Origin of the sequence: Streptomyces sp. NPDC002935 (assembly GCF_040611295.1) — a bacterium.
In the GTDB taxonomy this organism is placed as follows: domain Bacteria; phylum Actinomycetota; class Actinomycetes; order Streptomycetales; family Streptomycetaceae; genus Streptomyces.
Window position 1 is genome coordinate 64,410 of the sequence record NZ_JBEXNW010000007.1, and the last position, 15,940, is coordinate 80,349.

The following is a 15,940-nucleotide window of genomic DNA, read 5'->3' on the forward strand; positions in this document are numbered from 1 at the left end:
CTGGACCCCGGGGGGGGGGGCTGACCCCCGGTTTGGGCGGATGGGGGTTGGGGCCCCCCCCCCAACCCCCCCTTCACGTCTGTGTCCCGGAATCCGCCGCTCGCGCCCGTTCCCCGCGGTCACGTGAGTCTGCCCGCTCCTCGCAATGACCCGAGCCTGTTCCTACAGGGACGTGAGGTGGCCCGAGTTGGGCGGCTGGGGCAGCAGCGAGCGTTCGTACGACGCCGATCTCGGCTCCAGCGCCAGCACCGCGGCGACCGGGTGCTCGTCGTCCACCAGGACGTCCGTCGGAGCCGCGGCCGGTTCGGGCGCCGAGCGGGACAGCGTCACCACGCCCCATCCGGCGATCGACGCCCCGGTGAGCGCGAGCAGGATGCCCGCCGCCCCGCCCTGGAGGCGTTCGCCGAGCAGGGACAGCCCGATCACCGCCGCGGCCAGCGGGTTGGCGAGGGTCACGACGGCCAGCGGAGCACCGAGTCCGCCCTGATACGCGGTCTGCGACAGCAGCAGTCCGCCGGCCGCGAAGACCGCCACGAGCAGTGCCACCACGACCACTTGGGCGCTCAGCGGCGCGTCCGAACGGTCGGTCGCGGCCACCGTCACCGTCTGGGTGAGAGCCGAAGCCACACCCGAGGCGAACCCGGAGGCCGTCGCGTGCCGAAGGCCCGGCCGCGCGCCACGCGCCAGAGCGCCGATGACCACGGCGGTCGTACCGGCGACGGCCAACGCCTGCGGCAGGCTGAGCACTTCGTCGGGCGCGGGCCCGGACGCCGTGACGAGCAGCGCGGCGAGGCCGATGAGCGTGAGCGCCGTACCGCGCCACTCGACCGCGCTGACCCGCCGTCCGGCGACCCGCGCGCCCAGCGGCACCGCCGCCACGAGCGTGAGCGCCCCGAGCGGCTGGACGAGTGTGAGCGTCCCGTACTTGAGAGCCGCGACGTGCAGCAGTGCGGCCGAGGCGTTCAGTGTCACCGACCACCACCAGGAGCTGGTGGCCAGCAGGCGCAGCGTGCCCGCGCCGGCCGACCGGGCGGCGAGCCGCTCCTGGGCGACGGCCGCGGCCGCGTACGCGACGGCGGAGAAGAGGGACAGGACGACGGCGGCGAGGGTCGGGTTCATCGCCCCGCTCCCACGAGCTCGGGCAGTTCCCGTACGGGGAAGTCGGCGCGCTCGCGCTCCGGGCGCCGCCCCGCGGTCGTCGCCGTCCGGCGCGGCGGGGGGACCACGGCGAGGGCGATGCAGAGCAGCGCGGTCGCGACGATCGCGTCGAGCCAGTAGTGGTTCGCGGTGCCGACGATCACCACCAGGGTGAGCAGCGGATGCAGCAGCCACAGCAGCCGCAGGCGCGACCGGGTCGCCGCGATCAGGCCGATCGCGACCATCAGCGCCCAGCCGAAGTGCAGCGACGGCATCGCCGCGAACTGGTTCGCCATCGCGTCGGTCGCCGGGTGCGCCCCGTACACCGTGGGCCCGTACACCTGCCCGGTGTCGACGAGACCCGCCTCGCCGAGGAGCCGCGGCGGTGCGAGCGGGAAGGTGAGGTGCCCGACCAGGGCGGCGGCGGTGACCAGGGCCAGGACCCGGCGGGCCCACACATAGTGCGCGGGGCGCCGCAGATAGAGCCAGACCAGGAAGGCCGCGGTGGCCGGGAAGTGGACAGCCGCGTAGTACGTGTTCGCGATGTGCACGAGTGCGTCACTGTGCAGCAGCGTGGTCTGGACGGCGCCCTCGCCAGGCAGGTGCAGGAAGCGTTCCCAGTCCCACACGCGGTGCGCGTCGGCGAAGGCCTCGTCGGTGTGGCCGGTGGCCAGCAGGCGCCCGGCCTTGTAGACGACGAAGAGGCCGACGACGAGCAGCAGCTCCCGCAGGAGCGGTGGCCGCACCGCGGTGTCGTGGGGTCCCTGACGCGGGTGCGCCCTCGCGGCCGCGTCGCGTGACGCGGCCGCGGGTATGGCCGCGTCGGGCGGCTCCGGTTCTGATGCGGACTCGGATGCGGAATCTGCAGGCTCGGTTCGGGAATCCATCCCCGGCCCCCTTGCTGACGGTCTGGTGTGAGGTGGTGCGCGGTGAGCCCAGGACAGGATCCACTCGACCTCCGTGTGCGGGAGGAGTGGATCCTGTCCGAGGCTCATCGATACGGCAGTGTACCGATACGGGAGTGTACCGATACGGCGGTGTACCGATACGGGAGTGTACCGATACGGAGGCGTACCGGTACACTGACGTATCGATTAGAGTGGGTGCAAGACCGCACCGACAGCAGCCGGATCAGCGAGGAGAAGCGCCATGACGTCGCAGGCCGCGGACGGACCGGAGACGGTCGTCGCCTCGCGCCGCTCCAAGATCACGCCCGAGCGTGAGCAGGAGTTCTACGACGCCGTGCTGGAGCAGATCCGGGAGTGCGGCTACGAAGCGCTCACGATGGAGGGCGTCGCCGCGAGCACGCGGTGCAGCAAGTCCACGCTCTACCGTCAGTGGAGGACGAAGCCGCAGTTCGTGGCCGCCGCGCTGCGCAACAACCGCTGTCCGCGGTTCACGGGGATCGACACCGGCTCGCTCGCCGGGGACCTGCGGGCGGCGGCCAGGGCCGCGGGCGAGTGGTCGGCCCGGGACAGTACGCAGCTGCTGCAGGGCCTCGGCAACGCCGTGATGCAGGACAAGGAGCTCCAGCAGGCGCTCCGCGACGCGCTCGTCGAACCCGAGGTCGCCGAGCTGCGGCAGATGATCAGCCGTGGCGTCGAGCGCGGCGAGGTCGCCGCCGACCACCCGGCTCTGGAGTTCATTCCGGCGCAGATGCTCGGCGTCCTGCGGGTCCGTCCTCTCCTGGACGGCCAGTACGCGGACGCGGCGTATCTCACACGGTTCGTGGAGGCGGTCGTGCTGCCGACGCTCGGCCTCACCTGAGACTCAGGCCGCCGTCCGCGGGATGACGGACGTCGACCTGTAATGCGCCGCACCGTGGGGACGGGGGCGGCGCGCACCCACCGGCCGGGTGGGGTTCCCCTTGAGCGGAGGGGAGCCCCACCCGGCCGATCCATGTCGAACGACAGCCGTCAGACGTTCTGCCCGTTGCCGCCGGTCCCGCCCGCCACCTTGATGCCCTTGGTGATCGTGTCGATCATCGACTGCTCGGGAGCCTTGGAGCTGATGTCGACGCCGAAGCGGACGACGACGAGCGAGGTGGAGTCGGCGGGGGACGGGAAGACGAGCGATTCGACGTACCCGTCGTCGCCCTTGCTCGTCGCCACCTTCCAGCGGACCAGATAGCCCTTCTCGCCGGCCACCGTGACCGCCTTCGAGGCGAGCTGCTTGTGCGAGGTGATCGAGCCGTAGCCCTTGCCGTACGACTCGGTGGCGTTCTTGGCGATGTCCTCCTTGGCCGCCGCCTCCGCCGTCGTGGACTTGATTCCCTGTGCCTTCGCCGGGGCCGAGTAGGCGCCGCCGCGCTGACACTTCTGCGAGGTGTCGCCGGGGCACGGGTAGGTGTCCTTGGTGGAGACCACCGCGCTGCCCGTGCCGCTCTGGCCGGTCCAGCCGTCCGGTACCGGGATGCTGATGCCGTTGTAGGGGTCCGTGGCGTAGCCGTCCTCGGTCTGCGGCTGACCCGACTCGCCGGGCGCCGGCGTCTGCCCGCCGAACCCACCGGAGCCGCCGGAGTCCCCCGGAGCACCGCTCGGACCGCCCGAGCCGTCCTGCCCCCCGCCGGGTCCGCCCGGCCCGCCCTGGCCGTTCGACCCGCCGGGGCCCTGGGAGGCCGCGCTGCCGCCTCCGCCGTCGTCCTTGGTCAGCGCGTACACAACGCCGCCGATGCCCGCGAGGACGGCGATCGCCGCGGCGACCGCTATGCCCATGCGCAGCCCGCGCCGCGGGCCACCCGGGGCGAGCGCCGGATACGGTCCGACGGCCGGCGGGTGCGCCGGGGGACCCCATGCGGCGGCCGGCCCGACGGGGCGGGTCTGGTCCGTCCATGCCTTACCGTCCCACCAGCGCTCGGTGGCGGGAGCGTCACTTGTCTGCCCGGGATCGGGATACCAGCCGGGGGGAGTCACCTGCGTCATGGGTCCACCGTATGAGCCCAGGGTGAAAGGCGGATGAGAGGGTTCCCCCTGAAGCCGTTCCGGGACCTGCCGCGCGGATCCCAGGAGAGGGCGACAGGGCTTGCCCGAAGCCCGCCGGGGCTGCCAGGGGCTCCCCCGGAAGGGGAGACGGCCCGGGGGCCGACGGGTGGCGTACGTCGGCAGGTCACCGATCAGCGTGGCCGTAGCCGACCTCTGGACAATGACCGTGATCAGGACCGGCCGCCGTCCGGCGTGGCGGCCGTCCGACGCGGTCGCCGATCAGCGCGGGCCCTACCGGACGGATGAAGAACGCGAGTGCGAAGGACGCCTATGTCGTCAGCGGCGTCTCGGCCTCGCCGCCGCCCTCCGGCGTGAAGGAACGGGCCGCGACGATCGCGGCGAAACAGCCGCGGACGCCGAACTCGTACCGCTCGACGAAGTCGCCCGCGGAGCCGGCGAGCGGGGCCCCGCGGGAGGGCCCGGACCGGAGGGCGCGCAGGTCGGAGTCGTGCGCGGGGGCGCTCATGCCGGTTACTCCCGGGGCGTGCGGTGAGCCGGACCGTCCCGGCACACAGGGGGACTGATGGTGACAGTTGCCTTTGGGTTGTGCACTTTTGACGGCCCATAACTTTCACGGGGGCTGGTGGACGACCGGGGGCGTCGCCTCCGCGCCGTCACCGTCACTCGTCTCGGCAACTGCTGCCCGGTCCCACGTCCACTGTGGCTTCCGGGAGGCTAGGCTCATTGCAGTTACGTCGTTTGGGCGACCTGGGGAGGTAGCGGGATGACGGAGGTACGGCCCGGAGCGGTCGCCTCGGCTTCCCTGTGGGAGCGCGATGAGGAGATCGCAACCTTCGAGGAGGCGATCGCCGCGCTGCGCGCGGACTCCGCGACCTCGGGCAGCCTGCTGACGGTCAGCGGCGAGGCGGGGCTCGGCAAGACCGCTCTCCTCGCCGAGGCGCGCCGGATCGCGGAGAGCAACGGCTGTGCGGTGTGGTCGGCACGCGGCGGCGAGACCGTCACGTCCGTCCCCTTCAACGTCGTACGGCAGTTGCTCCAGCCCGCCCTCGTCTCGCTGCTCCCGGAGGAGGCGCGCGAGTACCTGGGCGACTGGTACGACATCGCCGGCCCCGCCCTCGGTATAGCTGAACCGGGTGACCGGCAGCCCGACCCGCAGGGCGTCTGCGACGGCCTGGTCGCCGCGGTGCGGCGGCTCGCCAAGCGGGAATGGCCTCTCGTGCTGCTCATCGACGACGCGCACTGGGCCGACCAGGAGACCCTGCGCTGGCTCGCCGCGTTCACCGAGCGCCTCGACGACCTGTCCGTCCTCGTCGTGGTCGCCCGCAGGCCCGGCGGGGTCAGTGGCGAGAGCGCCCGGCTGCTCGACGCCGTGGCCGCCGGGGCCCGTCCGGTCTCTCCCCTGAGCGCGCTGACCCCGGCCGCGGCCGAGGGGCTCACCCGGGCCACGCTCGGCGAGCACGCCGACGCGCCGTTCTGCCGCGAGGTGTGGGCGGTCACCGGCGGCAACCCGTACGAGACAGTCGAACTGCTCGCCAAGGTCCAGGACAGCGAGCTGGATCCGACCGAGGGCTCGGCCGCCGAGCTGCGCGACCTGAACCGCTCGGCCCGAGGCCGCGGACTCGTCGCCCGCCTCGAAGGACTCGGCATCGACGCCACCCGGTTCGCCTGGGCGGCCGCCATCCTCGGCACCGGGATCTCCCTCGACCTCGCCGCCCAACTCGCGGGAATGCCGGACGACGAGGCCAACCGCTGTGCCGAACTCCTGGGCGCGGCCCGCATCCTGACCACGGCCGGGCCCGCGAGCGGCCACGGGCCGGACGGCGACCTGGAGTTCGTGCACCCGCTGATCGCGACGGCGGTCTACCGCTCGATCCCGGACGCCCTGCGCACGGCGATGCACGGTCAGGCCGCCTGGGCGGTCACCGAGTCCGGACGCGGTGCGGCCGCTGCCTCCCGCCACCTCCTCGAGGTGCATCCGGACGACGATCCCGAGCTCGTCGACCAGATGCGCGAGGCCGCCCGCGAACACCTCGCCGTCGGCGCCCCCGACGCCGCCCGGCGCTGCCTGGAGCGCGCGCTGAAGGAACCACCGCTTCCCGAGGTGCACGCGCGCGTGCTCTACGAGTTGGGCTGTGCCACGCTCCTGACCGCGCCGTCCACGACCATCGGCCATCTGCGTGCCGCGCTAGAACGGCCCGGCCTCGAAGACACCATGCGCGTGGACGCCGTCTTCCGGCTCTCCCAGGCCCTGCTCCACAACAACCAGCTCGACGAAGCCGTCCGTACGGTCGACGAGGAGCTGGAACGGCTCGAGCCGGGACCGGCCCGGATGCGGCTCCAAGCCGTGCACTACATGTGGGAGGGCATCCACGCGGGCGAGGAACGCTCGGGACACTCCAGCGGCCTCGCGGAACTCGTCACGACCTGTACCGGGCGTGACAACTCCGAGCGCGCGCTCCTCATACTGCGCGGCTTCGACGCGATGACCCGCGGCGAGAACGCCGAGGAGGTCGTGGAACTCTGCGACCGCGCCCTCGTCAACGGCCGCCTGGCTCCCGGACTCGGCTGGACCGACACCGAGTGGGGCGTCGAACTCCTCCTCATGCTGGGCAGCGCGTACGCCTACGCCGACCGGCTCGACCGGGCCGAGAGTCTGTTCAATGAGGCCCTGCACGCCTATGTGAAGGCGGGCTGGAGCGGCGGCCATCTCTCCCTGGCCAACGCCTACCTCGGACTCGCCCACCGCAGACGGGGCCGCCTCGCCGACGCGGAGCACTACCAGCGCGAATCGCTGCGCCTCGCGGAGCGCGTCGGACGCGGGCTGCCCCTGTACTGGTCGGCGACCTGCGGGCTCATCGACACCCTGCTGGCCCGCGGGCACGTCCAGGAGGCCGCGGACATCGCGGAGCGCTACGGCTTCGCACCTCCGTACCCCTCCACGATCGTTCTTCCCGACACCCGCTCCGTGCGCGGCCGCCTGCTGCTGACCCTCGGCCGCACGAAGGAGGCCGTCAACGAACTGGAGGCGGCGGAGAAGGCCGCCGGCGCCCGCGGTCATCACAACACCGTGCTCGCGCCCTGGGCCGTCGATCTCGCCAAGGCGCTCGCCACCGAGGATCCGTCACGCGCCGCCGCCCTGGCGAGTGACGCCCGTCGTCAGGCCGAACGGTTCGGCACCGACACGGCGATCGGCGAAGCGCTCCGCTGCGCCGCGGCCCTCGAGACCGGCCAGCGGGCGGTCCGGCTGGCAGCCCAGGCGGTCACCTATCTGGAAGCCTCTCCCTGCCAGTACGAACACGCGGCGGCCCGCATCGAGTACGGCATCGTGTCCCGCTCCGTGACGGAACTCAACAAGGGACTGACACTTGCCCGTAGCAGCGGCGCGGACGGGCTGGTGACGAAAGCGGAGCTGGCGCTGGCCGGTCTGTAGCCCGCCGCGGCCTCCCGGCCGGGCGGCGGCCGCGGCACCAGCCTGCGCGGGCCGGCCCGGGAGCCACTGACGCGGTCCCTCTCCCGTGCCCCTCGGGGTCAGCCCGAGGGGGAGTCGCCCTCCGTGCCCGCTGGGTTGTCAGGGTTGTCAGGGTTGTCAGGGTTGTTGCGGTTGTCAGTGATCTCTTCCGCCAGTATCCGCTGGGCCACCGCGAACGCCGAATTGGCGGCCGGGACACCGCAGTAGACCGCTGTCTGCAACAGCACCGCGCCGATCTCCTCGGGCGTGAGCCCGTTGCGCCGCGCCGCGCGGACATGCATCGCCAGCTCGTCGTAGTGGCCGTGCGCCACCAGCGCCGTCAGTGTGATCATGCTGCGTTCGCGGCGCGTCAGCGTCGTGTCGGTCCAGATCTCGCCCCAGGCGTAGCGCGAGATGAAGTCCTGGAAGCGGGCCGTGAACGGGCTCTGGCGCGCCTGCGCACGGTCCACGTGCTCGTCACCGAGAACCTGACGGCGCACCTCCATGCCGCGCCGGGCGCCTCCCGCCGAGAGGTGCGCCCGCAGGGCCGTCAGCACGGCCTCCGGACACTGGGCGGGCGCCAGGTGCGAGGCCCCCGGGATCTCGACGAGCGCCGCGCCCTGCACCGCGTCCGCGATCTCCCGCAGATGCGCGGGCGGCGTCGCGGGGTCCTCGCGCCCGGCGATCAGCAGCGTCGGTACGGTGATCGACGCCAGCCGGTCCCGGATGTCGAACGCGGCCAGGGCGTCACAGCAGGCCGCGTACGCCTCCGCGTCGGCGCCCCGGAGGTCCTCGACCAGCTCCGGAACGGTGAAACCGGCGGTGAACCACCGGGTGTCGGCGGTCGCGGCGATCGGCGCGAGGCCTTCGCGGCGCACCAGCTCGGCCCGCTCCTCCCACGGCTTCGACCCGTTGAAGTGGGCCGAGGAACAGATGACGGCGAGCGACGAGAGCCGTTCCGGGTGGTGGACCGCCAGATGCAGCCCCACCGCGCCGCCCAGCGACACACCGGCGTACGAGCACCGCTCGATGCCCAGCGAGTCGGCCAGTTCCAGCACCAGCGCGGCCAGGTCGGCGACCGTCGCCCCCGGCCCGATCAGGCCGGCCGGTGAGCCGCCGTGCCCGGGAAGGTCCCAGCGCACCACCCGGTGGGTGACGGACAGTTCGGGCGCGACCTTGTCCCACAGGGCGTACGACGTCCCGAGCGAGGGTCCGAGGAGCAGCGGGGGAGCGGTGGCCGATCCCTCGGTGCGGTGGTTGAGCAGTTTCACGGTCAACGTCGCTCCAGAGCACGGTCGGTGAGGACTCCGGCGGAGCCCGTGTAGCACATGGGATCGGTGAGGTCCGCGAGGTCGACGCCCGGCAGATCCTTCAGGTCGGGCTCCTCCCCGAGCATGTCCGCGAGGGGCCGCCGCTCGGTGACGGCCCGCCCGGCGGCTCGCGTCAGCAGTTCCTTGGCGCGTGCCCGGCCGAGAACCGGGGAGAGTTCGGCGGCGAGCCGTTCGGAGACGATCAACCCATGGGTGAGGTCGAGGTGTTCGCGCATGGCGTCCGCGTTCACCCGTAGTCCCTCCGTCAGTTCGGCCGCGTCCCGGGCCGCCCCGCCGACCAGGCGGAGCAGATCGCGCAGGGGTTCCCACTCGGCGTGCCAGGCCCCGGCCGGCCGCTCGTCCTCGGCCGCCAGCGAGCCGTACAGCGTGGCCGCGAGCAGGGGCGCGCGCCGGGCCGCGGCGGCCACGAGGGTGGCCCGCACCGGGTTCGCCTTGTGCGGCATCGCGGACGAACCACCGCCGGAACCCTCGGCCAGCTCGGCGATCTCCGTGCGGGACAGGGTGAGCACGTCGGCGGCCGTCTTGCCCAGTGCGCCGGCCGTGAACGCCAGCGCTCCGGCCAGGTCCGCGATCGGTGTGCGCAGTGTGTGCCAGGGCAACACGGGCTCGGCCAGGCCCAGTTCACGGGCGTACGCGGCGGTCAGGGCCCGGGTGTCGTCCGCGCCGAAGGCGGTGAAGGCGGCCAAGGTGCCTGCCGCGCCGCCGAGTTGGGCGGGCAGGGTGGATCGCACGGCGTGCACCCGGTCCCTGGCGTCGAGCACCAGTGACCGCCACCCCGCCGCCTTCAGTCCGAAGGTCGTCGGCACCGCGTGCTGGGTGAGCGTACGGCCCGGCAGCACGGTGTCCCGGTGCTGCTCCGCCAGTCGGGCCAGGGCTCGTCCGGTGCGGTCCAGGTCGACCAGGACCAGGTCCAGGGTGCGGGCCGCGACGAGCATGGTGGCCGAGTCCAGGATGTCCTGGCTCGTCGCGCCCCGGTGGACGTACGGGCCGAACTCCGCGGCGACTGCGGCCGTCAGGTCCGCGACCAGCGGGATCACCGGGTTGCCGCCGCCCCGGGCGCGCAGCGCGATCGACGCGACGTCGAAGTCCGCCGCCTCGGCCGCCGAGGACACCGCCGCCGCGGCCTCGGCCGGGACCAGCCCCAGCGACGCCTGGGCCCGGGTCAGCGCGGCCTCCGCGTCGAGCAGGGCCCGCAGATACGCGGTGTCGCTCGTCGCGGCCGACGCCGGGGAACCCGCCGAGCCGGGAGCGAGCAGGCCGGCGTCGGACGTGACGGGGTCGGCAGCTGTCACTGGAACTCCAGGAAGACCGTTTCGCCTTCGCCCTGAAGACGGATGTCGAAACGGTACGTCCGGTTCGCGCCCTCGGCCGCGATCAGCGTGGCGCGCCGCTCGGCGGGCAGCGCGTCGAGCAGCGGGTCCGTGCCGTCGGCCAGATAGGCGCGGGTGAACAGGTGGTGCGTGAGGCCACGTGCGAACACGCACACGCTGATGTACGGCTGCCCGGCGTTCCCCGGCGGCAGGGTGCGCAGCGCGTAGTGCCCGTCGGCGTCGGTGGCGACGCGGCCGAAGCCCGTGAAGTCGACGCCGTTGCGGCCGAGAAAGCCGCCCGTCGACGGGTCGCGGCGCAGGGAGCCGGGGGTGCCCGTCAGGGAGCCGTCGGGCGCGGCCTGCCAGAACTCCAGCAGTGCGTCGGGGATCGGTGTGCCCGCGCCGTCGAGCACATGGCCGTGCAGGGTGATCGTGTCCGGGTGGCCCAGGGGTGCGATCTCGCCGCCGCCCGGGAAGGGCAGCGCGTGGCCGTAGAAGGGGCCGATGGTGTGGGAGGGGGTGGGGAGCGGCCGCTCGGTCATGCTCAACGTCCTTCCTCGATCCAGGTGGCGGAGGGACCGTCGAGGACGATGTCCCACGCGTAGCCCAGGGAGAACTCGGGCCGCGAGAGATCGTGGTGGTAGGCGGCGATCAGACGGTCGCGGGCCGCTTCGTCCGTCACGGACCGCAGGATCGGGTCGTAGCGGAAGAGCGGGTCGCTCGGGAAGTACATCTGGGTCACCAGCCGCTGCGTGAACGCCGTGCCGAAGACCGAGAAGTGGATGTGCGCGGGCCGCCACGCGTTGGTGTGGTTGCCCCACGGGTACGGTCCCGGCTTGATCGTGGTGAAGGCGTAGCGTCCCTGATCGTCCGTCAGAGTGCGGCCCACGCCGGTGAAGTTGGGGTCGAGCGGTGCCGGGTGCTGTTCGCGCAGATGGGCGTACCGCCCCGCGGCGTTGGCCTGCCAGATCTCGATGAGCTGGCCGCGCACCGGACGGCCGTCGCGGTCGAGCAGTCGGCCCGAGACGGTCATCCGCTCCCCGATCGGCTCGCCCCGGTGCTGCAGGGTGAGGTCGTTGTCGATCTCGGTGATGTCGGTGACGCCGAAGACCGGTCCCGACAGTTCCACCGTCTCCGGGTCGCCGCCGCTCACGGCGACCAGTGGCTGCTTCGGGTGACGGAGCCGGGAGCTGCGGTACGGGGGGTAGTCGCGGGCGGGGTGGTGTCGCACGGGCGCGCCGCCGGCGACCGCCTTGGCGTAGGCGTCCTGGAGATCCTTGATCTCGACGTCGATGTCCGACTGAGTGAGAGCCATGGTCGACTTCCTAGCGTTCGAGGACGAGGGCGAGGCCCTGGCCCACGCCGATGCAGAGGGTGGCGACACCAATTCCGCGGCCCTTGCGGGCGAGTTGGTGGGCGACGGTGCCGGCGAGCCGGGCACCGGAGGCGCCGAGGGGGTGTCCGAGGGCGATGGCGCCGCCCTGGGGGTTGAGGATCTCGGGGTCGAACTCGGGCCATTCGGCGAGGCATCCGAGGACCTGGGCGGCGAAGGCCTCGTTCAGCTCCAGAGTCGACAGATCGTCAAATCCCTTCCCCGCTTTGGCGAGGGCGCGGTTCACGGCCTGAACGGGGGCGAGCCCGAAGTACCGCGGGTCGATCGCGGACACTCCGGTCGCGGAGACCCGGGCGAGGGGTTCGCGGCCGGTGGCCCCGAGACCCTCCTCGTCGACCAGCAGCAGGGCGGCGGCGCCGTCGTTGAGGGGCGAGGCGTTGCCGGCGGTCACGGTGCCCCCTTCCGTGCGGAAGGACGGCTTCAGCCGGGCCATGGCATCGAGGGACGCGTCGGCGCGTACGCACTCGTCATCGCCGAACACGACCGGGTCGCCCTTGCGCCGGGGGAGGGACAGCGGGGCGACCTCGGCGTCGAACAGGCCCTCCGCCCGCGCCCGGGCCGCTTTGTGGTGACTGGCGAGGGCGAACCCGTCCTGCTGCTCACGCGTGATCTTGTGCTTGTCGGCGATGAGTTCGGCGGATTCGCCGAGCGGGATCGTCCACTGCGGGTCCATCCGCGGATTGACCATGCGCCAGCCGAGGGTCGTGGAGTACAGCTCGGCGTGCCCGGCGGGGAAGGGCCGGTCGCTCTTCGGGAGGACGTAGGGGGCGCGGGTCATCGACTCGACCCCGCCGGCCAGGGCGATCGAGGCGTCGCCGAGGGCGATGGCACGCGCCGCCTGGATGACGGCTTCGAGCCCGGAGGCGCACAGCCGGTTGACGGTCACGCCCGGCACGGACGTGGGCAGCCCGGCGAGGAGGGCGGCCATCCTGCCCACGTTCCGGTTCTCCTCGCCCGCGCCGTTGGCGTTGCCGAAGTAGACGTCCTCGATCCGTGACGGGTCCAGGTCCGGGGTCCGGGCGAGGAGTTCACGGATGGCGTGGGCCGCCAGGTCGTCCGGGCGGACAGCGGCCAGCGAGCCGCCGTACTTGCCGACCGGCGTCCGGACGGCATCGACGATGTAGACGTCCTTCACGACTGGATCTCCTCTGCGACACGGACCTCGGCGGCGGTCTTCGCCGTGATCTCCTCCACCGTGACACCCGGCGCCGTCTCCACCAGCAGCAGACCCTCGGCGGTGACGTCGAGAACGCCGAGGTCGGTGATGATCCGGTTCACGCACGCCTTCCCGGTGAGCGGCAGCTCGCACTCCCGGAGGATCTTGGGCGAGCCGTCCTTGGCGGTGTGGGTCATCACGACGATGACCGTACGGGCCCCGTGGACGAGGTCCATCGCGCCGCCGATGCCGGTGACCATCTTGCCGGGGACGGCCCAGTTGGCGAGGTTTCCGCCGGCCGAGACCTGCATCGCGCCGAGCACGGCGACGTCGATGTGCCCGCCGCGGATCATCCCGAACGACAGCGCGGAGTCGAAGTATGAGGCCCCCGGCAGGACCGTGACGGTCTCCTTGCCGGCGTTGATCAGGTCGGGGTCGACCTGGTCCTCGGCCGGGTAGGGGCCGGTGCCCAGGATGCCGTTCTCCGACTCCAGGACCACCTCGACGCCCGCGGGGAGGTGGTTGGGGATCAGCGTCGGCAGGCCGATGCCGAGGTTCACGTACTGGCCGTCCGCCAGCTCGCGCGCGGCGCGGGCGGCCATCTCTTCCCTGCTCCAGGCCATTACTCGCTCACCGTTCCGTCCGCCGCGGACGCCGAGACCGTCCGCTTCTCGATCATCTTGGCGTTCGCCTGCTCGGGCGTCAGGGCCACGACGCGCTGTACGAAGATGCCGGGCAGATGCACCGCGTCCGGATCGATCCCGCCCGGCTCCACGAGTTCCTCCACCTCGGCGATCGTCACCCGGCCGGCCATCGCGGCGAGCGGGTTGAAGTTCCGGGAGGACTTGTTGAAGACGAGGTTGCCGTGCCGGTCGCCCTTCGCGGCCCGGACCAGGGCGAAGTCGGTGCGGATGCCGTGCTCCAGCACGTAGGGGGTGCCGTCGAACTCGCGCACCTCCTTCGGCGGGGAGGCCAGCGTGACGCCCCCGTGGCCGTCGTACCGCCACGGCAGTCCGCCCTCGGCGACCTGTGTGCCGACCCCGGCGGGTGTGTAGAAGGCGGGGATCCCGGCGCCGCCCGCGCGCAGCCGCTCGGCCAGCGTGCCCTGCGGGATCATCTCGACCTCCAGTTCGCCGGCCAGGTACTGCCGGGCGAACTCCTTGTTCGCGCCGATGTACGAGCCGGTGACACGGGCGATGCGCCCGGCGGCGAGCAGGACCGCGAGCCCGGAGTCCATGGCGCCGCAGTTGTTGGAGACCACCCCGAGCCCCTGGACGCCACGCTCATGGAGAGCCTCGATCAGCACGTTCGGTACACCGCTGAGGCCGAATCCACCGACCGCGACTGTCGCGCCGTCCGGTACATCGGCCACCGCCTCCAGCGCGTTGGCGACCACCTTGTCCATCCGTGAAGCCTCATCTCTACCGAGTGTCCAGCATCTGAATTAATCAGGGCACTGATTAATTCTGCGAGGTTTGCAACACGCTGCCACCCGGACTCCGGTCCGTCAAGACCCCTGATGAGCACCCGATTCGAAGCGAGGTCGCGGGCGGGACAGTCGAGGGTGAGGGCGGGTATCGTTCAGTGCACCAATGAATACGACCTTGATGCGACGCGGTCGCACGGGCGTACCGGACCCGAGGAGCGCACATGGCCGCGGTGGACCTCTCCACCCACCCGGGGCACCTGGCCCGGCGACTGCAGCAGGCGCACTACCTGCTGTGGAACACGATGGTCTCCGAGGAGATCACCTCGCCCCAGTTCGCGGTCCTGAACGCGCTCGTCGCCGAGCCCGGCCTGGACCAGCGCACGGTGGGGGAGCGGGTCGGCCTCGACCGCTCCACGATCGCGGAGGTCATCAGCCGGCTCGGACGCCGCGCCCTGCTGGACAAGGTGCGCGATCCGCAGGACGGACGGCGCTTCCTGCTGCGCCTCACGGACGACGGGCTGCGCACCCACCGCAAACTGACCGTGCGCACCGCGCGCATGAACCAGGTCTTCCTGGCCCCGCTCTCCGCCGGGGAACAGACCCTCTTCTTCGACCTCATCCAGCGCGTCTCCGACGCCGCCGAGGGGCTCCGCAACCCGGCGGAACCCCTCGGCGCGCAGCGCTAGAGGCTGCCCGGCGAGATCGGGTCGCCGTCCTCACTCCTTGGCGAAGACCACCCACACCTGGCCCCGGGCGAAGTTCATCGGCGCGCCGTCCGTCGTCGTGAACCGCGTGCCGTCCTCCGCTCCGGACCGCGTCCAGTGCGCGTCGAAGGCACGGCCGTCGCGCAGCACCTGCGCAGTGCCCGAACCCACCGACTCCGTGTACGGCGAGTTGTTGCCGAGGACGTCGTGGTACCGGGACCTGCGCACCTTGACGTGCTGAACGACCACCGTCGCCGGAGCCACCGAGGCGCCGTCGGTCGTCACCGTCGGCGTGCCGTCCATGGCCACCAGCCAGCGCTTCCGCTCGGCGGACCAGGTGAAGGTGAAGCGGGCCGACGGGAAGCGCACCGTGCGGGAGGCCTCGGGGGTGCCGCCCTCGGGGGCCGCGCCGAAGCGGAATCCCGTGGTCAGCGCGGCGTCGCCCGGCGCGGAGTCCACCAGTTGCTGGGGGCGCAGATACAGATTGTGCGGCGCGGCCTTGCCCGACCCCCGGTACCAGGCGCCGGACACGTTCCCCGGGAGCTGGGCGTGCAGCGGAGCGTCGTCGATCAGCGGCAGCAGCTTGCGCTGGGCCCCGGAGAAGGCGAGCGTCGGCTCGTCGAACTGTCTCAGCAGCTCCAGATCCGACTCGCGGGCACTGCGCACGGGTCCGATCGCTTTCGGCAACGTGCTCGCGAAGACCGCCATCAGCCGGCTCAGACCGCCCTCGACCTGTTCCGCGTACACCACGTCCGCCGCGTCGAGCCCGGTCTGGGGGCGGGCCGCGGGCGCATTGTCGATCTTCACCGCGAGCACCGAGCCGACGTTCGACCTGCCGCTCCCGCTGTCGCTCGGGGCCCGGCCGTCGTCGGTCGCTCGGCCGCCCGATCCGTCCCCCGCGGTGCAGCCCGTCATCAGGGAGCCCGCCATCGTGACGGCCAGCAGCGCCGCCGCCCATGCGCCGCGCCGCATCCGCACCATCTCTCGCATGCCCACCGTGCCACCTGTCCCGTGCCATCGATTGTGCGCTCATCAGTTCATCGGTGGCCATACCCGATCGTTTCTGATTGCGCGCGTCGACTGAGCTGAT

Annotated in this window: 15 protein-coding genes; 3 read left to right on the plus strand and 12 right to left on the minus strand. The window is 72.3% G+C overall.

Annotation, left to right across the window (positions count from 1 at the left end; genetic code table 11):
• Positions 1-162: 162 nt before the first annotated feature.
• Both ABZX90_RS11460 and ABZX90_RS11465 read right to left on the minus strand, forming a co-directional pair.
• Positions 163-1,119 carry a hypothetical protein gene (locus ABZX90_RS11460; protein WP_351119209.1) on the minus strand — a complete coding sequence of 319 codons (957 nt, stop codon included), beginning with the start codon at positions 1,117-1,119 and terminating at the stop codon, positions 163-165.
• Positions 1,116-2,024, minus strand: coding sequence for a phosphatase PAP2 family protein (locus tag ABZX90_RS11465; RefSeq protein ID WP_355203739.1), 909 nt, complete (start codon positions 2,022-2,024; stop codon positions 1,116-1,118). Before ABZX90_RS11465 ends, ABZX90_RS11460 begins: the two co-directional genes overlap by 4 nt.
• A 262-nt stretch (positions 2,025-2,286) precedes the next feature.
• On the opposite strand from ABZX90_RS11465, the gene ABZX90_RS11470 reads away from it, so the two are divergent.
• Positions 2,287-2,904: a TetR/AcrR family transcriptional regulator gene (locus ABZX90_RS11470; RefSeq protein ID WP_351119211.1), complete on the plus strand. Its 618-nt coding sequence runs from the start codon at positions 2,287-2,289 to the stop codon at positions 2,902-2,904.
• Positions 2,905-3,053: 149 nt separating this feature from the next.
• Here the strand turns inward: ABZX90_RS11470 and ABZX90_RS11475 are convergent, their stop codons facing one another.
• Positions 3,054-4,058, minus strand: a complete 1,005-nt coding sequence (locus ABZX90_RS11475; RefSeq protein ID WP_355203742.1) for a DUF2510 domain-containing protein — start codon at positions 4,056-4,058, stop codon at positions 3,054-3,056.
• 328 nt (positions 4,059-4,386) lie between these two features.
• The gene (locus tag ABZX90_RS11480) at positions 4,387-4,584 is read right to left on the minus strand and encodes a hypothetical protein (protein ID WP_355203745.1); all 198 of its coding nucleotides are present in this window, start codon (positions 4,582-4,584) and stop codon (positions 4,387-4,389) included.
• Between the two features lie 258 nt (positions 4,585-4,842).
• On the opposite strand from ABZX90_RS11480, the gene ABZX90_RS11485 reads away from it, so the two are divergent.
• Positions 4,843-7,509, plus strand: coding sequence for an AAA family ATPase (locus tag ABZX90_RS11485; protein ID WP_355203748.1), 2,667 nt, complete (start codon positions 4,843-4,845; stop codon positions 7,507-7,509).
• A gap of 98 nt (positions 7,510-7,607) precedes the next feature.
• On the opposite strand, the gene pcaD is transcribed toward ABZX90_RS11485, so the two are convergent.
• Genes pcaD through ABZX90_RS11520 form a run of 7 tightly spaced genes read right to left on the minus strand, consistent with a single transcriptional unit; the run spans position 7,608 to position 14,122 of the window.
• Positions 7,608-8,804 (minus strand): 3-oxoadipate enol-lactonase, encoded by a 1,197-nt coding sequence (gene pcaD, locus ABZX90_RS11490; RefSeq protein WP_355203751.1) that lies wholly within the window; start codon positions 8,802-8,804, stop codon positions 7,608-7,610.
• On the minus strand, positions 8,801-10,150 hold the full coding sequence (gene pcaB, locus ABZX90_RS11495; protein ID WP_355203754.1) for a 3-carboxy-cis,cis-muconate cycloisomerase: 1,350 nt from the start codon (positions 10,148-10,150) through the stop codon (positions 8,801-8,803). The genes pcaD and pcaB overlap by 4 nt, the downstream gene beginning before the upstream one ends.
• Positions 10,147-10,710 carry a protocatechuate 3,4-dioxygenase subunit alpha gene (pcaG, locus tag ABZX90_RS11500; RefSeq protein ID WP_355203757.1) on the minus strand — a complete coding sequence of 188 codons (564 nt, stop codon included), beginning with the start codon at positions 10,708-10,710 and terminating at the stop codon, positions 10,147-10,149. Before pcaG ends, pcaB begins: the two co-directional genes overlap by 4 nt.
• A gap of 2 nt (positions 10,711-10,712) precedes the next feature.
• On the minus strand, positions 10,713-11,483 hold the full coding sequence (gene pcaH, locus ABZX90_RS11505) for a protocatechuate 3,4-dioxygenase subunit beta (RefSeq protein ID WP_355203760.1): 771 nt from the start codon (positions 11,481-11,483) through the stop codon (positions 10,713-10,715).
• A gap of 10 nt (positions 11,484-11,493) precedes the next feature.
• Positions 11,494-12,696 carry a thiolase family protein gene (locus ABZX90_RS11510; RefSeq protein ID WP_355203763.1) on the minus strand — a complete coding sequence of 401 codons (1,203 nt, stop codon included), beginning with the start codon at positions 12,694-12,696 and terminating at the stop codon, positions 11,494-11,496.
• Positions 12,693-13,340, minus strand: coding sequence for a CoA transferase subunit B (locus tag ABZX90_RS11515; protein WP_355203766.1), 648 nt, complete (start codon positions 13,338-13,340; stop codon positions 12,693-12,695). The genes ABZX90_RS11510 and ABZX90_RS11515 overlap by 4 nt, the downstream gene beginning before the upstream one ends.
• Positions 13,340-14,122, minus strand: a complete 783-nt coding sequence (locus ABZX90_RS11520) for a CoA transferase subunit A (RefSeq protein WP_355203769.1) — start codon at positions 14,120-14,122, stop codon at positions 13,340-13,342. Before ABZX90_RS11520 ends, ABZX90_RS11515 begins: the two co-directional genes overlap by 1 nt.
• 245 nt (positions 14,123-14,367) lie before the next feature.
• On the opposite strand from ABZX90_RS11520, the gene ABZX90_RS11525 reads away from it, so the two are divergent.
• Positions 14,368-14,832 (plus strand): MarR family transcriptional regulator, encoded by a 465-nt coding sequence (locus tag ABZX90_RS11525; protein WP_355203772.1) that lies wholly within the window; start codon positions 14,368-14,370, stop codon positions 14,830-14,832.
• 30 nt (positions 14,833-14,862) lie between these two features.
• Here the strand turns inward: ABZX90_RS11525 and ABZX90_RS11530 are convergent, their stop codons facing one another.
• Positions 14,863-15,831, minus strand: a complete 969-nt coding sequence (locus ABZX90_RS11530; protein WP_351119385.1) for a DUF3048 domain-containing protein — start codon at positions 15,829-15,831, stop codon at positions 14,863-14,865.
• Between the last annotated feature and the right edge of the window lie 109 nt (positions 15,832-15,940).

Bases quoted from the DNA above. Each gene is read 5' to 3' on its own strand.
- ABZX90_RS11475 (WP_355203742.1), bottom strand. From the start codon at position 4,058: ATGACGCAGGTGACTCCCCCCGGCTGGTATCCCGATCCCGGGCAGACA.
- ABZX90_RS11485 (WP_355203748.1), top strand. From the start codon at position 4,843: ATGACGGAGGTACGGCCCGGAGCGGTCGCCTCGGCTTCCCTGTGGGAG.
- ABZX90_RS11470 (WP_351119211.1), top strand. From the start codon at position 2,287: ATGACGTCGCAGGCCGCGGACGGACCGGAGACGGTCGTCGCCTCGCGC.
- ABZX90_RS11460 (WP_351119209.1), bottom strand. From the start codon at position 1,119: ATGAACCCGACCCTCGCCGCCGTCGTCCTGTCCCTCTTCTCCGCCGTC.
- pcaG (WP_355203757.1), bottom strand. From the start codon at position 10,710: ATGACCGAGCGGCCGCTCCCCACCCCCTCCCACACCATCGGCCCCTTC.
- pcaH (WP_355203760.1), bottom strand. From the start codon at position 11,483: ATGGCTCTCACTCAGTCGGACATCGACGTCGAGATCAAGGATCTCCAG.
- ABZX90_RS11525 (WP_355203772.1), top strand. From the start codon at position 14,368: ATGGCCGCGGTGGACCTCTCCACCCACCCGGGGCACCTGGCCCGGCGA.
- ABZX90_RS11530 (WP_351119385.1), bottom strand. From the start codon at position 15,831: ATGGTGCGGATGCGGCGCGGCGCATGGGCGGCGGCGCTGCTGGCCGTC.
- ABZX90_RS11520 (WP_355203769.1), bottom strand. From the start codon at position 14,122: ATGGACAAGGTGGTCGCCAACGCGCTGGAGGCGGTGGCCGATGTACCG.
- ABZX90_RS11480 (WP_355203745.1), bottom strand. From the start codon at position 4,584: ATGAGCGCCCCCGCGCACGACTCCGACCTGCGCGCCCTCCGGTCCGGG.
- ABZX90_RS11515 (WP_355203766.1), bottom strand. From the start codon at position 13,340: ATGGCCTGGAGCAGGGAAGAGATGGCCGCCCGCGCCGCGCGCGAGCTG.
- ABZX90_RS11465 (WP_355203739.1), bottom strand. From the start codon at position 2,024: ATGGATTCCCGAACCGAGCCTGCAGATTCCGCATCCGAGTCCGCATCA.